The 17,407-nt window shown below is 67.3% G+C and carries 12 protein-coding genes; 9 read left to right on the top strand and 3 right to left on the bottom strand.

Translation table 11 applies throughout. From position 1 onward, the window contains the following. Nucleotides 1-49 precede the first annotated feature (49 nt). Nucleotides 50-2,380 (bottom strand): glycosyltransferase, encoded by a 2,331-nt coding sequence (locus tag OU996_RS19420; protein WP_267583225.1) that lies wholly within the window; start codon nt 2,378-2,380, stop codon nt 50-52. 840 nt (nt 2,381-3,220) lie between these two features. Between OU996_RS19420 and OU996_RS19415 the strand changes: the two genes are divergently transcribed. The 8 genes from OU996_RS19415 (at nt 3,221) to OU996_RS19380 (ending at nt 14,396) form a co-directional block, all read left to right on the top strand. After that, entirely contained in the window at nt 3,221-5,425 is a 2,205-nt protein-coding gene (locus tag OU996_RS19415; RefSeq protein ID WP_267583224.1) for a polysaccharide pyruvyl transferase family protein, read from the top strand. Next, on the top strand, nt 5,422-6,834 hold the full coding sequence (locus tag OU996_RS19410; protein WP_267583223.1) for a capsule biosynthesis protein: 1,413 nt from the start codon (nt 5,422-5,424) through the stop codon (nt 6,832-6,834). The genes OU996_RS19415 and OU996_RS19410 overlap by 4 nt, the downstream gene beginning before the upstream one ends. Next, nucleotides 6,831-7,715, top strand: coding sequence for an SDR family NAD(P)-dependent oxidoreductase (locus OU996_RS19405; protein WP_267583222.1), 885 nt, complete (start codon nt 6,831-6,833; stop codon nt 7,713-7,715). The genes OU996_RS19410 and OU996_RS19405 overlap by 4 nt, the downstream gene beginning before the upstream one ends. A 145-nt stretch (nt 7,716-7,860) precedes the next feature. Then, nucleotides 7,861-9,327, top strand: coding sequence for a mannose-1-phosphate guanylyltransferase/mannose-6-phosphate isomerase (locus OU996_RS19400; RefSeq protein WP_267583221.1), 1,467 nt, complete (start codon nt 7,861-7,863; stop codon nt 9,325-9,327). Nucleotides 9,328-9,349: 22 nt separating this feature from the next. Beyond that, nucleotides 9,350-10,420: a polysaccharide pyruvyl transferase family protein gene (locus tag OU996_RS19395; RefSeq protein WP_267583220.1), complete on the top strand. Its 1,071-nt coding sequence runs from the start codon at nt 9,350-9,352 to the stop codon at nt 10,418-10,420. 10 nt (nt 10,421-10,430) lie between these two features. After that, on the top strand, nt 10,431-11,846 hold the full coding sequence (locus OU996_RS19390) for a glycosyltransferase family 4 protein (RefSeq protein WP_267583219.1): 1,416 nt from the start codon (nt 10,431-10,433) through the stop codon (nt 11,844-11,846). A gap of 16 nt (nt 11,847-11,862) precedes the next feature. Beyond that, nucleotides 11,863-13,281, top strand: a complete 1,419-nt coding sequence (locus tag OU996_RS19385) for a glycosyltransferase family 61 protein (protein ID WP_267583218.1) — start codon at nt 11,863-11,865, stop codon at nt 13,279-13,281. Further along, a complete protein-coding gene (locus OU996_RS19380; RefSeq protein ID WP_267583217.1) occupies nt 13,278-14,396 on the top strand; it encodes a hypothetical protein in 1,119 nt (372 codons plus the stop codon). The genes OU996_RS19385 and OU996_RS19380 overlap by 4 nt, the downstream gene beginning before the upstream one ends. Before the next feature lie 10 nt (nt 14,397-14,406). Here the strand turns inward: OU996_RS19380 and OU996_RS19375 are convergent, their stop codons facing one another. Together OU996_RS19375 and OU996_RS19370 are read right to left on the bottom strand one after the other, a co-directional pair. Continuing rightward, on the bottom strand, nt 14,407-15,120 hold the full coding sequence (locus OU996_RS19375; protein ID WP_267583216.1) for a GDSL-type esterase/lipase family protein: 714 nt from the start codon (nt 15,118-15,120) through the stop codon (nt 14,407-14,409). Beyond that, nucleotides 15,110-16,135 carry a tetratricopeptide repeat protein gene (locus OU996_RS19370; RefSeq protein WP_267583215.1) on the bottom strand — a complete coding sequence of 342 codons (1,026 nt, stop codon included), beginning with the start codon at nt 16,133-16,135 and terminating at the stop codon, nt 15,110-15,112. The genes OU996_RS19375 and OU996_RS19370 overlap by 11 nt, the downstream gene beginning before the upstream one ends. Before the next feature lie 294 nt (nt 16,136-16,429). On the opposite strand from OU996_RS19370, the gene OU996_RS19365 reads away from it, so the two are divergent. Further along, nucleotides 16,430-17,407 carry a metal ABC transporter substrate-binding protein gene (locus OU996_RS19365; protein ID WP_267583214.1) on the top strand — a complete coding sequence of 326 codons (978 nt, stop codon included), beginning with the start codon at nt 16,430-16,432 and terminating at the stop codon, nt 17,405-17,407.

The following is a 17,407-nucleotide window of genomic DNA, read 5'->3' as shown; positions in this document are numbered from 1 at the left end:
CGGCGGCACGGCGGGCGAACCCGCGCGGAAAGCGGCAGTGCGATCGGCCCTAGCCTTCCGCCTCAGCCGGTGCGGGGGATGTCGGCGCGGTCGGGGCCGCGCGATTGGCGGCGATGCGCTCGTCGATGCGGCGGGAGATGGCGGTCGACCAGCTCGCGAAATCGTATTTCTGCGACACGCGGGCGAGGCCCGCCTCGGCCCGCACCGCGCGCAGCTCGGCATGTTCGGCGGCCTCGAACAGGGCGCGCGCGGCGGCGTCCACGTCCGGGATGCCCCACTGGCCGATATAGCCGCGGCTCGCCAGGGATTCCGGCGGCGTCGGGGTCTGCTGCACCGGCACGAGGAAGGCGTTGCTCTCGTCGCAGAAATCCTGCGAGCCGGAATAGTCGGAGACCACCACCGTCTTGCCCGCCAGCATGGCGTCGGCGATCACATAGCCGAAGCCTTCCGAGCGGTGCAGCGACACCATGGCGTCGGAGGTCCACAACAGGGTCCAGTATTCCTCCGGCGTCAGATTGCCTTCCAGCACCACGATGCGGTCATCGCCGGAGATGCGCTCCTCGATCTCTTCCCAGTAGGAATCGATGTTGCTCCAGTGGCCGGGATTGACCTCGCGGATCTTGATGATGAGCCGCACATTGTGGTCGCTGTGCTCGAACGCCTTCTGGAAGGCCTTGACCACATCGAGTGGGTTCTTGCGCACGATGGAGGAGCCGAACTCCGCCGCTGTCAGGAAGATGAACTCGTCGGGCGAGCGGCGGAACCGGTCGAGGAAGGGCACATAGGCGAGCGGCCGGTGCATGCCCTTGTCGACCACCGTGACCGGCACCGAGGTGATCTTGCGGTAGGCGTCGGCGACATAGGTGGTCGGCGCCCAGATCTCGTCGACGGCCACGGCGCCCAGCGCGTGGCTCGCCGGTGGCCGGTCGCTTTCCCAGAGATAGAAGCCGATGACGTGCGCGTCCTCGCAGATGCCGGCGAAGCGGGCCAGCATTTCCGGCGCGCGGTCGGCGTTCACGCAGAGCAGCACGACGCGGGCGCGCACGCCGATGGACGGGTCATAGGCGGCATCGGGGTTCACGCAGGCGCCGTCATCGGCGTTGAACACCAGCGGCGAAAAGGCACTGAGCGCCTCGGCGAACATGGACAGGTTGCGCCCGACGCCGGTGTCGTTGGCATGGCCGATGATGACGAGATCGCGCATCGGCAGCGCGTCGTCGGCGGAATCCGCTTCCCCCGGCCCCGTGGCCGAGAGCACGGCAAGCTGCGGCGCGCGCTCATACACTTCGGCGCGCAGACGCTCGCGCCAATAGGCCGGCCCGCGCTCGGCGATGGCGACCTCGGGGATCAGCGCGCCGCTGAGCAGGGCGATGAGCGCGAGGTCGAAACGGGTGAAATCGCCCGTGCCGCCGGCGCCCCAATGGGCGCGCCAGACATGCGGGCTGAAGGCGAGGCGGTCGGGCTGGGTGATGTCCAGCGCCACCTCGCGGAAGGAGATGAAGCGCACGAACTGCTCGTCGCGCATCCGCCCGCCAAGGCCCTGATCCTCCAGGAGGAACAGCCAGTACCAGCTCCAGGGCAGCTCGCGGTTGCGGTACATGTCGGCCGGCGTGGCGAGCGAGCGGCGCAGCCCGTCCGAGACGAGGCTCGCATTGTTCTTGTCGCCGATGAAGGGCGCGGTGGCGAACTTGTACTGCACCAGCCGCAGGCCATCCTCGGTGAAGATGTCGATATGCGGGTAGTGCCGGCGCCAGAAGGCGAACAGCATGAGGGTGACCTCATGCTTCATCACCCGGCGGTTCATCACCGGCTCGCTGAGCAGGGTGCGGATCTCGTCGGTGAGGCAGAACACCTGCCGCTTGAAATGGTCCTCGAAGACCTCCGACACGATCCAGTTGGCGACCGACTGGCCGCCCGAGAGCTTGGACTGCTGGCCGAGGCGGTTGGCCATGTAGCGGGTGTAGACCGAGGCCCGCCAGCGCGCCGGGGGCTCCTCCGAGGTCTCCAGCCGCCGCGCGATCCTGGGAATGTCGTGCCAGATGCGGTGGCGCAGCCGCGCTTCGCGGGCGACGCCGCCAATATGGGTGATGAAGGCCGAGAGTTCCTCGCGCTGGGCCGGCTCGGGCCACAGCTCGGTGCCAGCGAGCGGCCCGCCGACGATGTTCGCCTCGTTGATGGTGAGGATCATCTGCCGGTGGCTGGCGAGGCGGTAGCCGGTGGCGTGGATCGGCAGATGCGCCTCGGGCGCGGTGACCCGCTCGAACACCACGACGCCGTCGACGATGAGACGCAGTGATACCGGCTTCTTCAGGTCGCCGCGGTCGAAGCCCCAGATGACGCACTGGCCGGCCTCGACGAAGACGCCGCCGGCGACCGGCATATCGGCTGGAGTTTCCAAGTAATTGTGCCGAGCGGAGATCAGGTCGAAGGCATTGGAAAGGTGTTTCTCATGATTGCTGTCGTCACCGAGCGCCTGCCGTTCCCGCAGAGACTCGGCGAGGGAGGCCAAGCTCCCCGGCTCGACATCTCGCCCGGCCTGACGTCCGAAGGTTTCAAAATTCATGAGCGCCCCACTTCACTGGTCGACGGAGCGAGGCGTTCACGGTCACCCTGATCCGTCGCAAATCCGGCCGATACGCATGAGGTGTGCATTGCAGCATCAAAACCAAACGCATGTCTAGATACCAACTTATGTAATTGGCGCCAAAATTCACCCAATTTCGGTAACCAGAGACCGCATTTCATAAGTAATGCGATTTATGGAGCTCGTTGTTTGGAAAATTGAGGCAAACCGTTTGAACCTACCGTCGCTCATGGTGCGCTTGTGTACTGTCGATGATTCACTCAAATGCGGCGATAACGCGGAAGTTCGAGGTACAGTTTCATCCGCGACGGTTGTTGCAACTAGAGGGATGTATTTCGACGAGGGGTGCCTTTCGACCGTGTCCCGCGTAGCGCAACGCCGGGGGCGTGCGGGGAGAATGGTGGGGAGGCTGCTGGAAAGGGTCAGGTGGTCGATGGTCACGCCGCCGGCTGGCGCCGCGCCACAGCATGTGGGGCGGATGAAAACGCGGTGGTGGGCAAAAGGTTCAATACAACCGCGAATATTTTACTGAGGTAGACAGGCTAGCCGAACATGCTAACTCTATTACGTTAGCGGGGACTCTCCGTCGCAATTTGACGGCGAATAATTTCGATATTCTTGATTTCGAGAGGTAATATGGCGCCGACGCTGGACGCAATCGTTCGGGCTCAGGGCGAGGTTCCCCTCGGCTGGGCGGGGTCGACCACCCTCATGGACTACCTCAATTTCGAGGACGCGCTGAGCCCGATCATGACGGCGCTGGTCGGCGGCGTGCCGGTGCGTCGGGTGCCCGCGCGCTCGCAATCGGTGCGCATGGCGGCGATCGGCGCCATCGGCCACACCTTTGAGGGCGGGCAGGTGCATGTCTGGGGCACCGGCTGCTCGCCCTGGAAGAACCCTTCCGCTTCGCCGGACCGCCGCGTCGCCTTCGAGGCGCCCGCCCATGGCGCGATGGTGCTGCACGCCACCAGCGGCCCGGTGGCCGAGAAGCTGATGGCCAATGGCGGCCCGCGCCCCGGACTCTATGGCGATCCGGCCTGGCTGCTGCCGCAGTTCTACCGGCCGCAGGTGGCCAAGAAATGGAAGCTCGGCGTCATCCTGCACGTCTCCGAGCTCGCCGACCGCTCCTTCGAGGCACGCCCGCTGTCGGCCTTCCAGCGCTACCAGATCCCCGACGAGCTGAAGGACCACATCCACCTCATCACCACGGTAACGCCGCTGGGAGTGAGTTCGATTCAGGCCAAGCTCGACGAGATCCTCGCCTGCGAGCGCATCGTCTCCATGACCATGCACGGCCTCGTGGTGGCCGAGGCCTATGGTATTCCGAACCTGTATTTCTCGCCGCTCTCCGAGCCGCGCGGGCTGGGGCGGCTGGAGCTCGATCCGAACGGGCCGTCGGACCTGCGCATCGTCGACTTCTATCTCGGCCTCGGCCGCCGGCAGACCGCTGCCTATTTCCAGGACCGGGGCCTTGCCACCGACTGGCACGCGGTGATGGAGGCGGTGGACCGCACCTGGGAGCCCTCGGGCTTCGCGGCCGACCGGTTGATCGACGCGTTTCCCTTCAAGCCCTCGCCGATCAAGCCGCGCGGCGGCCGGACGGTGTGGCAGCATCCGGTCATCAAGGGGCTGGTGCTCCAGCATGATGTGGCCCAGCTCCAGCAGCAGGACCGCGAGGCCGGCGGTGGCTTCGCCGCCGCGCCCGCCCGTGCTGCGCCTTCTCCCGCACCGGCGCGTGCCGAGCCGTCGGCGATGCTCGCCCCGGCCAAGCCGCGCGAAGCGGTCGAGGTCCGCCGCACCGATATTCCCCCCGCCGGTCCCGATGCGGGCGTGCCGGAGCCGCTTGCCACGCTGCTGCGGATGAACGCCGACCGCATCTCGATCCCGCTCTCCTGGGCGGCGACGACGCGGGAGAGCCCGCACGCGAATCTGGGCGATACGCTGAGCGCGCTCATCGTCGCCGGCATGGCGGGTGTGCCGGTGCGCCGCGCCGGCTTCGACCAGCCGATCGAGCGCATGGTCGGCGTCGGCACGATCGGCCACAACCAGCGCAACGGCGTGCTGCATTTCTGGGGCACCGGGGTGGATGCCGAGCGCAACCCGGTCGACCCGCTGGTGCATGGCTATGTCCGCCCGGCCAACACCGAGTTCAACATCCACGCGTTGCGCGGGCCGAACAGCGCCCGCACGCTGCGTGCCGCCGGCATCGAGGTGCCCGATATTTTCGGCGATCCGGTGTGGATGCTGCCGCGCTTCTGGCCGATGCGCGATGTGGATAAGACGCATGATCTCGGCGTCATCCTGCACATCACCGAGCTCGACGGGCGCGAGCTCGATTCGCAGGTGAAGGCGTCGCTGATCCGCTACGCGGTGCCGGACGCCTTCAAGGACCGCATCCGCCTGATCAACACCCATTGCCCGCCGACGCCGGAGGGCATGAAGGCCAAGGTGGCGGAGATCGTCTCCTGCCGCGCCATCGTCTCCACCTCGCTGCATGGCCTCGTCATCGCCGAGACCTACGGCATCCCCTGCGCCTGGTTCGCCACCTATGGCGATGGCGAGGGGCGGATGCTCGACCTCGGTAATCACGAGCACCAGATCGACCACCGGATGCGCGACTTCTACTCGGGCGCGGGGCGGACCACGCTGTCCTCCTACTGCCTCGACCGCTCCAAGCCGACCGACTGGAACGCCGTGCTGTCCTGGGTCTATGGCAAGTGGCGCCCGCTCACCTATGACGACCGCCCGCTGATCCGCGCCTTCCCGATGCCGCTCGCGGTGTCGCCGGACGACAGTTCCTGGCCGCTGCCGGCGGCCATCGTCGACCGGATCGACTATTGAACGGGGCGGCCAAAGGGCTCGCTCTGGAGGCGCTGGCGCCCGAGCGCCTCGCCTTTGCCGGCGCGCCGGGCGAGCCGGTCGTGCTGGAGCGACTGTCGGGCAGCGAGCGCGCGGCGCCGCCGGCCCGTCCCACGGTTGTGGCACGGCCGCAGGGGCGCGACGGGATTCTCGACGGCGCGGTGTTCCTGTTCCTGCAGGGCCCCGCCTCGCCCTTCGGCCATCGCCTCGCGCAGGCACTGAGTGCGCGAGGCGGGCGGATCGAGAAGGTGCATCTGTGCGGCGGGGACGTGATGTTCTGGCCCAGCCGTGCCCGGCTCTATCGCGGCGCGCTGGCCGACTGGCCTGATTATGTCGAGCGGCTCCTCAGTGAGGCCGGCGTCACCGACCTCGTGCTGTTTGGCGACTGCCGGCCCTATCATGTGCCGGCCATCGCGGCAGCGCGGGCGCGTGGCATCCGCCTGCATCTGCTGGAAGAAGGCTATGTCCGGCCCGGCCGCATCACCTGCGAGAGCCGGGGCGTCAACGCCCATTCCGACCTGCCGCGCCAGCCCGAAGAGGTGCGGGCGCAGGCCGCGCATCTGCCGGAGCCGCTGGAGCCCGCGCCGGTGCCGGAACCCTTCGCGCCCCGCGCGCTGTGGGATGTGCGCTGGCATCTCGGTTACTTCCTGCTGGCCCCGCTTTTCCCGCGCTACCGCCGGCACACGCTGATCCACCCGGCGCGCGACTATGCCGGCTGGGTGTGGCGCTGGCTGGGGTCGAGCGCGGCGGCGCGGCGTGACCGGGCGGCGCGGGCGCGCATCGCCGGGGGCGGCGCCTATTTCCTGTTTCCCCTGCAACTGGAAGGCGATTTCCAGATGCGGGTGCATTCGGATTTCCGCTCGGTGGAGGAGGTGGCGCGCACGGTGCTCGGCTCCTTCGCCCGGCACGCGCCGGATGGGGTGCGGCTGGTGGTGAAGCGCCACCCCTATGACACCAGCATTCCCGCCAGCCGGCGGATGATCGCGCGGCTGGCGCGTGAGCTCGGCCTCGACGGGCGGGTGATCTTCATCGAGGACGGCGATGTCGAGCCGCTGGTCGCGGGGTGCGCCGGGGTGGTGCTGGTGAATTCCACCACCGCCATGCTGGCGCTGAAGCATGGCCGCCCGCTGAAGGTTCTGGGCCGTGCCACCTACGACATGGAAGGGCTCTCCCATCAGGGCTCGCTCGATGATTTCTGGCGCGCGGGGGCCGCGCCCGATGCGGCGCTGGTCGGCGCCTATCGCCGGCTGGTGATCGCCCGCACGCAGCTTCCCGGCGGCTTCTTCGCGCCGCAGGCCATCGCCACGGCGGTCGACGTCCTCGTTGCCCGGATGGCGACGTCTGAGGTCGAGGCGCTGGCGGCGCTGCCGGCGCGGGAGGCGCGGCCATGAGCGGGCGGCACATCCTCATCACCGGCGCGTCCGGCGGGCTCGGGGCGGCTCTGGCACGCCATTACGCGGCGCCGGGCATCGCCCTGTCGCTGATCGGGCGCGATGTCGAGCGGCTCGCCCGCGTGGTGCATGATTGCCGCATGCGCGGCGCGCAGGTGCGTCTTCTGGTGATGGATGTGCGCGAGAGCACCGCGCTCCATGCGCTGATCGCCCGGACCGATGCCGAGCAGCCGATCGACACCGTCTTCGCCAATGCCGGCGTCGAGGCGAGTCTCGGCCCGCGGGGTGAAGCCGAGACGCTGGATGATGTGGTCGCGCAGATCCGCACCAATGTGGAGGGGGCGGTGGCCAGCGTGCTGCCGCTGATCGACCCGATGCGGGCGAGGGGCGAGGGGCGGATCGTGCTCATCGCCTCGCTCGCCGGGCTGATGCCGCTGCCCGACCAGCCGACCTACAGCGCGACCAAGGCGGCGCTCATCGCCTATGGCGAGGCTCTGCGCCCGGTGCTGGCGGGGCAGGGGGTGAGCCTCACCGTCGCCTGTCCCGGCTTCATCGCCACCGGCATGGCCGAGACCTATCGCGGCTGGCGCCCGCTGCAATGGAGCGCCGCGCGCGCGGCCGAGACCATCGCCCGCGCCACCGAGCGCGGCGCGCGGCGGGTGAGCTTTCCTTTCGCGCTGGTGGGACTGGTGGCGCTCGGCCGTGTCACCCCGCCCGTGCTGCGCGAGGCGGTGCTGCGCCGGCTCTTCGCGGTCCAGGTGCAGCCGCTCGCGCTCAGTGCAGCCCCTGGGTGTTGCGATGCAACCAATCTATCGGAAAAGGTATCGGAAGATATAGTTCCCGAAAAATCGGTGAGAAAAGAGGTATTTGTTGACGGATGACTGCCATAAATTGCCGTAATTTTTGTTCTAATCGGATTAATGAATGCATGTTGACGTATTCGTTATCATATATACTATCTCGCACTTGCGAATAGACGGCTCTGTGGTCCTGCGGTGACCGCACGCGCAATGGCGGAGAAGACAGATGATCGCTGACTCGAAGATCGTGCCGGTCATTCTCGCGGGTGGTTCGGGCACCCGCCTGTGGCCGATTTCCCGCGACTCGCTGCCCAAGCAGTTCCTTGCTCTCGCCGAGGATACCGGCACGCTCTATCAGGAGACGCTGCGCCGCGTGGCGCCGGGCGCGCTGTTTGCGGCGCCCATCGTCGTCACCAATGAGGAATTCCGCTTTTTCGCCCAGCGCCAGGCCCGCGAAATCGGCATCGAGCCGACCGTGCTGCTGGAGCCGGTGCGGCGCGATTCCGCCCCCGCTTTGCTCGCCGCCACCCTGCTCGCCCAGCGTCTGCATGGCGAGGAGGTGAGCGTTCTTGTGCTCGCCGCCGACCATGTGATCGGCGACACGCCGGCCTTCCATAGCGCCTGCCACAAGGCGCTGAACGCCGCCGGCCTCGGCCATATCGTGACGTTCGGCATCACCCCGACCGAGCCGCGCACCTCCTATGGCTATATCCGGCCGGGCGCCGCGCTCAATGGCGGCAGCGCCGCGCGCGTCGAGGCCTTCGCCGAAAAGCCGCATGCTGACCTCGCCCGCCAGTACATGGATGAGGGATATCTCTGGAATTCCGGCAACTTCCTCTTCCCCGCCCAGCTCATGCTGGACGAGGCCGAGCTTTACGAGCCGGACGTGGTGGATGCCGTGCGCCGCGCGCTGGCGAGCGCCAAGAGCGATCTCGGCTTCTGCCGCCTCGGCGCGGACTTTCGCAGCGCGCCCAGCGTGTCCATCGACTATGCGGTGATGGAGCGTACCAGCCGCGCCGCCGTGGTCGAGGGCAGCTTCCCCTGGTCCGATGTCGGCAGCTGGAACGCCATGCGCGAGATCGGCGCGGCCGACGAGCGCGGCAATGTGCAGCGCGGCCCGGTGCGGCTGGTCGATGCGCAGGACAGCTACATTCATTCCGACGGCCCGCTGGTCGCCGCCGTGGGCGTGAAAGGACTGTCGATTATCGCCACCGGCGACGCCGTGCTGGTCATGCCCTCCGAGCGCTCGGAGGAGGTCAAGCACCTCGTCGCCGCGCTGAAGGCCGAACGCCGCAACGAGGCCAATGAGCACCCCAAGTGCCACCGGCCCTGGGGCAGCTATGAGACCATCAATCTCGGCGGCCGCTTCCGCGTGAAGAAGATCGTCGTCGATCCCGGCGAGCGGCTGTCGCTGCAGAAGCACCATCACCGTTCCGAGCACTGGATCGTGGTGCGCGGCACGGCGGAAGTGACCGTCGGGGAGACCGTGTCGACGGTTCACGAGAACCAGTCGACCTATATCCCGCTCGGCTCGGTCCATCGGCTTTCCAACCCCGGACGCATTCCGCTCGAACTCATCGAGGTACAGGTCGGCTCCTATCTCGGCGAGGACGACATCGTCCGCCTGGAGGACATCTACCAGCGCGTCGAAGCGGCCCCTGTGCCCACCGCGCCTGTCCTGGCGGCTGAGTAAGCGCAAAAAAGGAAATCATCCTGTGAGCAAACCCACCCTGCGAGAACTCGTCCGCGACACCGGCACCGTGCCGCTGACCTGGGCGGCGGCGACCCGCCAGCAGAACTATCTGAACCTCGGTGACGCCCTTTCCCCGGTCATGGTCGCGCTGCTCTCCGGCCGTCCCATCGCCCATCAGGCGCATGACGCCCCGAGCACCCGCATGGCGGCGGTCGGCACCATCGCCCAGAACCTGAAGGGCGGTGACGTCTCGGTATGGGGCACCGGCTCCTCGCGTTACCTCAACCCGACGCAGGACGGCGAGCGCCAGCTCTTCCGCCCCGATCCGAAGTCGATCTACCGCGTCCACGCCACGCGCGGTCCGGTCAGCCGCGCCATTCTCGGCGAGGAAAACGCCGTCGGCCCGGCGGTGTTCGGCGATCCCGTCTGGGCGCTGCCGCGCTTCTACAACCCGACGCTGGAGAAGAAGTGGGAGCTCGGCGTCATCGTCCACCTCTCGGACCTGACCGACCGCGCCCTCGATACGCTGCCGCGCGAGGCCTATGAGCGCTACCACATCCCCGCCGAGTTCGAGGGGAGCGTGCACATCATCAACACGCTGACCCCGATCAGCGCGCAGGGGCTGCGCGACAAGCTGGACGAGATCCTGTCCTGCCAGCGCCTCGTCTCCACCAGCCTGCACGGCATGGTGTTCGCCGAGAGCTACGGCATTCCCTGCCTGTATTTCTCGCCGCGCGGCCAGCCGGAAGGGCTGATCGAGCGCAAGCTCGACCCGGATGACGGCTATGATCTGCGCATCACCGACCTCTATCAGGGCGTCGGCCGCTCGGCCATTCCGGTCTATGTCCAGCGCCGCAACAAGCGCACCGACTGGGCGCACCTGATCTGGGCGATCGACCTCGCCTGGCGCCCGGTGGCGTTCGATGTCGACCCGTTGATCGACGCATTGCCGATCGACGTCGCCCCGCTCGCCGCCCCGCGCGAGGGCTCGGTGTTCGACCTGCCGCTCATTCGCGACATTCCCTATTCGCACGGGCCCTACAAGGCGCCGGCCAAGCGCAAGATGCCGGAGCCCGATGCTGTTGCGGGATGACGAGACGGGGGTGGGCACTCTGACGGGTGCCCGGCCGGGCCTGATGCCGGATGTCCCCGCCGGGCTCGTGCCCACGGGGCGCGGCCCGGGTCGCGGCACGGTGATGATCGACGGCTACAACCTCGCGCTGGAAGCCGGCACGGGGGTCGCGACCTATGCCCGTAACCTGAGCTTCGCCTGCGGCGCGCTCGGCTACCGGACGGAAATTCTCTACGGCACGCGGGCCGCGCCCAGCGCCGACCCACTGCTGCGCGAGATCGCCTTCTTCGACCCCAATGTCGGCTCGCCCTCGCTGATGCTGGAGATCACCCGCCGGCTGCGCCAGCTCATGACCTCCCCGCTCGGCGTGCGGGCGAAGGACGTGCCGATGAGCGGCAAGGTCATCACCCGCAGCTTCCAGTCGCGCCTGCCGCATTATGATCGGATCTGGAACGCGCCCGAGCTGTTCTCCCGCAGCTACTGGCATTTCCACGCCTATAAGCACTTCCTCACCGTGAGCGGCGTCGACAAGCCGGCGCTGATGCACTGGACCTACCCGCTGCCGATCCGCCTGCCGGGCACGCGCAACATCTACACGCTGCACGACCTCGTGCCGCTGCGCCTGCCCTTCACCACGCTCGACAACAAGAAGTTCTACAAGCGGATGATCCAGGGCGTGCTGGATCGGGCCGACCATATCGTCACCGTCTCGGAGGCCTCCAAGCGCGATATCGTCGACCTGTTCGGCTACCCCGAGGAGAAGATCACCAATACCTATCAGGCGGTCTCCATCCCCGCGAAATACGCCGAGAAGAGCGAAGATCTGGTCCGCGAGGAGGTCGAGGGCGCGTTCGGGCTGAAGTACAAGGGCTATTTCCTATTCTTCGGCGCCATCGAGCCGAAGAAGAACATCGGCCGGCTGGTCGAGGCCTATCTCGCCTCGCAGGTGAGCGAGCCCCTGGTGCTGCTCGGCAAGACCGCGTGGAAGGCGGGCGAGGAACTGCGCTTCCTCAATGAGGGCAGCAACCGCTATCTCGAACAGCTCGACAACCTCACCTTCACCCGCGACCGCGTGCGCCGCTTCGACTACGCGCCGTTCCCGCTGCTGGTGAGCCTCATTCGCGGCGCCAAGGCGCTCGTTTTCCCCTCGCTCTATGAGGGGTTCGGCCTGCCGGTGCTGGAGGCGATGTCGCTGGGCACGCCGGTCATCACCTCGAACACCTCGTCCATTCCCGAAGTGGCGGGCAATGCGGCGCTGATGGTCGACCCATACGACCCGCGCGCCATCGCCGACGCCATCAAGACCATGGCCGGCGACGCCGACCTGCGCGCCCGCCTCTCCGGCGAAGGGCGCGTGCAGGCGGCGCTGTTTTCCGAGGATCGCTACCGCGACCGGCTGGGCAAGCTCTACGCCCAGCTGATGCCGGAGGGGCAAAGGGTGGGGTAGGAAGATGCTGCAGTGGATGGCAAGAAAGCAGTCCGTCAAGAACGTGCTGGCCCATGCGGCGGACCGCCGTTGGGGCGACGTTCTCACCGACACAGCCGATGTCGAGGCCCTCGCCAACCGGCCGGCGCTGATACCGGTGCGTATAGAGGCGGCGCTGGAGGCCGGTGACGACACGGAGCTCGCCCGGACCCTTGATGTGGCCGAGCGCCTGCCGCTGCGACCGGAACTACGTTATGCCGCCATCCGCCCGTTGCTGAAGTTCGGCCGCCCCGCCGATGCCTGGCGTGTGCTGTCGACCAAGGACAGCGTAACCGCGCATCATCGCTACGGGCAGCAGGCCCGCAAGGTGCTCGCCTATGCCCGCCATGACGGGGCCTTGGCTGACACCATCCGCGATGCGCTCCGCACGCTGGAAGGGCCGGAAGTCGAGCCGCTGCAGTCCAGTTTTGCTTTCCAGCCCCCGCCGGGACTCGCCGACCGCGCGCTGGGACGCGTCGCCATCACCGGCTCCAGCGCGGTCGATCCCAAGCACGTGGCCGGCCTCAGTCTTGCGCGGGATCGCTTCCTGCGCCGACTGACCGAGCCTCATGAACCGGGCGTGAGCGAGTACCATAATGTCTTCGTCGATCCGACCGGCCAGATATGGACCGAGGACGGCTCCATTGTCGTGACGACGGGGCGTCCCATGCTGCGCGTTGATCGCGCCGCATGTCCCAATTTCGATGTGGCACTGCCGGCCCTGCGCGGAACGCGTGGCATCTATCACTGGCTGGTCGACATCCTCCCGCATCTCGCTTTGCTCGGACCGCAGCAGAACCTGCCGGTGCTGATCGGCGCGCATGGTCCGCACTTCGAGCGCGAGAGCATGGAGTTCGCGGGCCTGTCCGACACCGTTGTCGTCCCGATCTCCGGCACCGTTTTCGTGCGCCGGCTTGTCGTCCCCTCGGTCGGGCTCGCAGGGCTGCGACACTGGCGGCTGACCGGCGGCCTGTTCGAGCGCATGGCTGCCCGTGCCAGCGAGATGGCGGCGGCGGCCGGCTTTTCCTGTCCCGAGCGGATCTATATTTCCCGCCGCGACAGCGCCCGCCGGCCTCTCGCCAACGAGGCCGAGGTCGAGGCGACCCTTCGACAGCGCGACTATGGCATCGTGCTCATGTCGCAGATGCCGCTCTGGCAGCAGATCGCGCTGGCGTCGCGGGCGACAACCATCGTGGCGCCGCATGGTGCGGGGCTCTCGCATCTGATGTTCTGCCGCGAAGGAACGCGCGTCGTCGAATTGCTGCCGATCATGGATGGCAGCTACGCGCTGCGTTTCAACTATGCGCGCCTCGCGCTCGCGCTCGGCTATGAGTATCACGCTTGGCTTGAGCCGCAGTTGCCCCGGACGGACCGCTGGAGCCTGTGCCTCGACGACATTCCCGAGGGGCTGTTTTGAGCCTCGGGCGCGCGGGCCTGATTGCGCTTGCCCTCGGCGCGGCCCTGCCGGCGCGGGCCGAGCCTGTCGACATGCGCGACTACATGATCCAGGACGTCTGCCTCGACGCGACGGGCGCGGTGAGGCCGGGCGTCGCGCCGGGTGATCCGCGCTGCACCGAGCACCGCGACATTCGCGAGGGCGAGCGGGTTCCCTACCATCTCGCGGCGGCCGGTGTGCCCCTGAGATGCGACGCGCGCCAGACCTTCCGCGACAACGTGCCGTTCACACGCAACAATCGCGAGCGCGTGGTCGGCTTCGTCACCATCGACCGGAAGCCCTGCGTGAGCGGCGATCCATGGGTGACGGCCTATCTCTCGGTCCGCTGGTTCGATGACCGCTACGCGTTCATCATGGGCATGTGGACGCGCGGGGCGGAGGGCGGCCGTTATGGTGGCGGCGTGACGCCGAGCTGCGACGCCGATCCCGCCTCCTCCGAGCGCTATTACCGCAACTGGGTGCTGGCCGATTACCGCAATCTCGCCAATGGCGAGGTCGGCTTCAAGGTGTTCGAGAAGCGGGGCCAGTTGCTCGACCTGTCCCGGCCGGGCGATCCGTGCCCCGCCGCCTATCCCAACCGCATCCTCGCGCTGTGGACGCGCGGTGACTTTACTTTCACCAACGGGCAAAAGCTGAATGCCATCATCTCCCACCCCTATTCGCAGGCGGACCGGGCAGGCCTTGCGCCGGGACGCAGCGGGCAGATGGAGCGGACCTACTGGACCCGCGAATTCGGCCAGACCCGCTGGGAGAACTGGAAGCGTGAGGACTGGGTCAACAAGAAGCTCGGCAAGGCCGCGCCGGAACTTGCGGAGGACTATTTCCGCGCCGAGTACTGCTCTCCTCCCTATGAACTCAAGGGTGAGGTGACGCCCGGGCTGATCCTCGGGCCGATCGAGCAGAAGGATGGCATCTTCACCCAGCTGGCCACCGACAAGGCGACCGGCGAGGCGCATCGCTGGTATCTCGCCGGCTGTCAGGAGACGACGGTGATCGTGCCGCCCGCCGATCCGGCCGGCGATCCTTATCCCAGCCTCGAGGCTGCCGGGGAGCGCTTCCTGGACCTGTGGAAGTGAGGCGGCCGGCTTACGGCGTCGGCGTGTCGACTGGCGGGTTGGCGCCGCCGCGAGGCATCACCGCGCGGATCTCATCGGCCAGCACGCGGTAGCCCTGCGGCGTCAGATGGACGGTGTCCACGAAGATGGCGCCCCTGCCTTGGTTTCCCGCCGCCGCCGCGATCGGCGCATTTGCGTGCAGGAGAATGAATCCCCGTGCGCCAGCCGCTTCAGTCAGCCGAGCATTGATGGCGGCAATTTCGTCCGCTCGGAACGCAAGGTCGCGCCCGCGCGGCAGAATTTCCGACACGATGAGGGGGGCGGGGGTCTGGCGACGGACCGTGTCCACGGCGGCGAGAATTCCCGCCACGATCTCCTCCGGCGTGTCATCGACGCGCAAATTGTTGGTACCGACGATGAGGATAACCACGCGCGGCTGCGCCCTGGCTAAATCGTAGAGCGGCAGGCGCGCGAGCAGGTTGTCCGTCCGGTCGCCGCTGATGCCAAGATTGATGAAACTCTCCCCGAAGGCATCGCGCTGGACCTCACGGGGGAAGCGCGCGGCGAGAGAGTCGCCGAGTATGACGATCTTTCCGGTGTGCCGGTCGAGCGCCTCTCCGCGTGCCCTCGCAAGTGACAGCCATCGCGCATCGCGCGGTTCCGGGACCGTAGCCGCCCGTTCGGCATTGGCTCCGCTGATGGCGAGCGTGCCAAGGAGTAGCGCGGCAAGGAGCTTAAGCCGCATGGGCCCGCTGACGCGCGATGAAGCGCCGATAGCGCGCCAGCTGATCGGCATCGGTCTCGATTTCGCCGGCCAAAGCGAGCAGCCGTTCCGCGTCGGCCAACTCGCCTGCGGCCGCGTGGCGCCGCAGGCTGATGTAAAGGTTGCGCAGGGCCCGCACCCGGCAGCTCGGCTCGGTTCTGTGCAGGCGTGAGGCGGCAAGGTACTGAAGCCCTGCCGCTTCGCGCTCGCCATTGAGTTCCAGAAGGCGTGCCGTGCGGTAGGCAATGCCGAAGCTGCGCGGACTCAACGCGTGCGCGCGCTCATACAGGCGCGCTGCGAGTGGTCGGCGACCCCGGCGGTAGGCCGCCTCGGCGAGGTTCTTCCAGTAATGGGCCTCCTCACGCCGTGACTCCTTGGTGAGCAAGATTTCCGGGTCAGTGCCGTCTATGGCGGCGCGGAGCAATGTCTTCAGGGTTCCGATCCTGCTGAGGTAGTCCGGCGTGCCGTGGCCGATAAACGGGATGCGCAGATGGTGGGCCGCCGGCGCATCGACGAGTGCCGCATGCTTGGCATCGTCGTTCATCGAGTCGTAAACCATGATGATCCGCGCATCCGCGGCCAGCCCTTCGTTCAGGCTGTCATGCTCGAAGCCGAGCTTGCGCGCGTGATGTTGCCAGCGGCGCTCGAACGGCACCTTGCGCCGGTCGATCGAGAATTGCGGCGACATGGACAGGATGGTGGTCGCACCGAGGGCGCCCGAGAAGCTGAGCGCGCCGTAGCCGCCCATGCTGGTGCCGTAGGTGGTCACGCGGTCAAAGTCGCGCGCCCGCTCGACGGCGATCCGTAAAGCCTGCGGCAGGCCCGGCACCTGCCACCAATGGTTCCACTTCGAGACGAAGTACAAGCCGGAGGCGCCAAACCGCGGCACCACCGACTGTCCCCAGCCGACCAGCGGGCTCGGCGCTACCTTCATCAGCGGCGTGAATGTTATGATCAGCCCGGCGGCCTCTGCGTGCGGGTGCCAAAGCAGGGCCATGTCATCGTCTTCGTAGATTATCTGCGGCGATAATGTCGTCAACGCGGGAATCCCCTGCATGGTCGACCTTGATGCTTGGAGCGCGGCGGCGGGATCATGAAGCCAAGCCACGTAATCCTAACGCTGTTCGTCAGCGCGATTGGATGAATATTATACCGCTGCGATGCATTCTTATGTCGGCGCCTCCCCATCTGCGTGGCCATTCGATCACGCAATTGCAATTAATTCGCAATTGCGTCTTGGGTCGGTTCGCGTAGAGTGCTCTTGCAACTCATTCGCAGGAGCAGGGTGGTGATGATCGCACGCGAAGCGCAGGGTGAGGTGGGGCGACCGGCAGGGCGCAGCCGGCGGCGCGTTCTGGCGTTGATGGCGGCCGGAGGTCTGGTGCTGAGCGGCTGGGCGCTCGGCGCCGATGCGGCGCGCGCGCAGGACGCGGGAGCCCCGAAATTCAAGGTGGTGACGACCTTCACCATCATCGCCGACATGGCCCGCAACGTGGCGGGCGACGCGGCGGTGGTGGAATCGATCACCAAGCCGGGCGCCGAGATCCACAATTACGCCCCGACGCCGGGCGATCTCCAGCGCGCGCAGGGCGCGCAGCTCATCCTGTGGAACGGGCTCAATCTCGAAACCTGGTTCCAGCGCTTCTTCCAGAACCTGAAGGGCGTGCCGAGCGTCGTCGTCTCGGATGGTATCGAGCCCATGAGCATCAGCGAGGGGCCCTATAGCGGCAAGCCCAACCCGCATGCCTGGATGTCGCCGGACAATGCCGCCCGCTATGTCGACAACATCCGCGACGCGCTGGTGAAGTACGACCCCGCCAATGCCGACACCTACACGGCCAACGCCGCCGCCTATAAGGCGACGATCGCGCAGGCCGCCGCGCCGATCCGCGCGCAGCTCGACACCATCCCGGTGGAGAAGCGCTGGCTGGTGACGAGCGAGGGGGCGTTTTCCTATCTCGCCCGCGATTACGGGCTGAAGGAGCTCTATCTCTGGCCGATCAATGCCGACCAGCAGGGCACCCCGCAGCAGGTGCGCCGGGTGATCGACGCGGTGCGCGCGAACAAGATCCCCGCCGTGTTCAGCGAAAGCACCGTCTCCGACAAGCCGGCGCGGCAGGTCGCGCGTGAGACCGGGGCGCATTATGGCGGCGTGCTCTATGTCGATTCCTTGAGCGAGGCGGATGGACCGGTGCCGACCTATCTCGACCTTCTGCGCGTAACATCCGCGACGATTGCCAAGGGACTTGCGGACGGGGTTTCCCAATGA

This window comes from Ancylobacter sp. SL191 (genome assembly GCF_026625645.1).
Lineage (GTDB): Bacteria > Pseudomonadota > Alphaproteobacteria > Rhizobiales > Xanthobacteraceae > Ancylobacter.
This window is presented reverse-complemented; position numbering and strand designations above follow the sequence as displayed.